Origin of the sequence: Deinococcus pimensis DSM 21231, from assembly GCF_000519345.1 — a bacterium.
GTDB lineage: Bacteria > Deinococcota > Deinococci > Deinococcales > Deinococcaceae > Deinococcus_A > Deinococcus_A pimensis.
The window spans coordinates 1-1,752 of the sequence record NZ_KI912620.1 but is presented as its reverse complement, the minus strand read 5'-3'; the positions used below and the strand labels follow the sequence as shown (position 1 = coordinate 1,752).

At 70.9% G+C, this 1,752-nt stretch carries 2 protein-coding genes; one reads left to right on the top strand and one right to left on the bottom strand.

The window, feature by feature from the left end; genetic code table 11:
- Window positions 1-145: 145 nt before the first annotated feature.
- On the bottom strand, window positions 146-445 hold the full coding sequence (locus DEIPI_RS0101935; protein WP_027480673.1) for a hypothetical protein: 300 nt from the start codon (window positions 443-445) through the stop codon (window positions 146-148).
- Window positions 446-553: 108 nt separating this feature from the next.
- On the opposite strand from DEIPI_RS0101935, the gene DEIPI_RS0101930 reads away from it, so the two are divergent.
- Window positions 554-1,354 (top strand): exodeoxyribonuclease III, encoded by an 801-nt coding sequence (locus tag DEIPI_RS0101930; RefSeq protein ID WP_027480672.1) that lies wholly within the window; start codon window positions 554-556, stop codon window positions 1,352-1,354.
- The last annotated feature ends 398 nt before the right edge of the window (window positions 1,355-1,752 follow it).

The window sequence follows — 1,752 nt, the reverse complement described above, 5'->3', positions numbered from 1 at the left end:
CCTCGCGGCGGCGCACCACGCCCACGCGCTCGGCCTGATCGGCGCGGGCGGCGTGCGCGAGGTGGGCGAGTCCGCCAGCCGCTAGAGACGGCGCCGGAAATGGTGAAGGACGGGGATCCGTGTCCCCGTCCTTCACCACGGCGGGTTACTTGTCGAACTTGCCGTAGCCGACGGCGCCGCGCCGTTCGGCGCCGCGGGCGTAGTCGAGCTGCATCTCGATCTCCTCGGTGCCCGCCGAGGCGAACACGTGCTCGGGCATCCAGTAGTTCAGGCGGCTGTCGCCGAGCTGCACCCACAGCTTGTCGCCGTCACGCCAGAAGACGATGCGGTCGTACTCGTTGCGCTTCGCCCAGGCGACGATGTCGGACTTGACGCGCCTGACCTCGGCACCGGAGGGTTCGAAAGTCGATCCGTCCTGCTCGTTGCGGAATTCCACGGTTGCCATAAAGCCTCCTGCTGCACACAGCGTAGCTCAACCTTCCCGCGCGCCTCACGGATGAAGGCTTACTGAACCGCGCCCCGTGCGCCGCGCGCGGCGGGTATGCTACGTCGCGTGACGCCCGACGCGCCCGCCCACCCGACCATCGCCACCTTCAACGTGAACGGCCTGCGCTCGGCCCTGAAAAAGGGCCTCCTGGCGTGGTTCGAGGAGCACCGCCCCGACGTGGCCCTGCTGCAGGAGGTCCGTGCGGACCCGCACCCGGAGGTCTTTTCGGACCTCGGCTACCACAGCGTGTGGCTGCCCGCCACGCGCGCCGGGTACAGCGGCGTGGCGATCCTCTCGCGCCGGGAGCCCGACGAGGTGGAGGTCGGCGTGGGTCACGAGGCGTACGACGCGGAGGGCCGCGTGCTCGTCGCGCGTTTCGGGGACCTGCGTGTCGGGAGCGTGTACGTCCCGAGCGGCAGTTCCGGCGACGAGCGCCAGGCGTTCAAGGAGGCCTTCCTGGCGCACCTGTCCGACTGGACGCGCGCCCGGCTGGCGCAGGGTCCGCTCGTGCTGGGCGGCGACTTCAACGTGGCGCACTCTAGCCTGGACCTGCGCAACTGGCGCTCGAACCAGAAGAACTCCGGCTTCCTCCCGCAGGAACGCGCGTGGTTCGGGGAGTTCCTGGGGCTGGGCCTGCGCGACGCGCACCGCGAGCACCTCGGGGAGCGCGCGGAGTACACGTGGTGGTCGAACCGGGGCGCGGCGTACGAGAAGGACGTCGGCTGGCGGCTCGACTACCTCCTCGCGGGCGGCGTGGACCTGCGTGAGGTGCGTGTCCACCGCGCGCCGAGGCTCAGCGATCACGCGGCCGTCACGGCGGTCGTGACGGGGCCCGATCCGGTGGTCTCTGCGCTGCTTCCGTCCTAGACGGTCCTTAGTTCGCGTTCAGCGTTCCCGGGCGTCCGGTCCCCGCGGGGTGAGGGTGCTATACTGCGTTCGCCACGCGGACGGGTGACGTCAGCGTCATCCGCGTCCCGGCCAGTACGGTGAACCGCGCTCGCGCGAGCGCCCGATCGGGGCTCAAGACCCCGCCGAGACTTCAGACGTGCCTCCAACGTGGGGCCAGACGGGCGCCCACCGTACCAGACCCAAGGTGCTGAATGCCGAAAAAGAAAGAGGACACCGCGGCCGCCGCGCCCGAAGCGAAGCAGGCCGCCCAGACCTCCAGGAAGGGTCGCCGTCAGGCCGACCCCGCGCCGGAGAAGCCCACCCGCTCTCCCCGTCGCGCCAAGCCGGAGGCCGCCGACACTCCCCGCGCCACGCGC

Coding starts and splice junctions, on each gene's coding strand:
- DEIPI_RS0101935 (WP_027480673.1), bottom strand. CDS start 445: ATGGCAACCGTGGAATTCCGCAACGAGCAGGACGGATCGACTTTCGAA.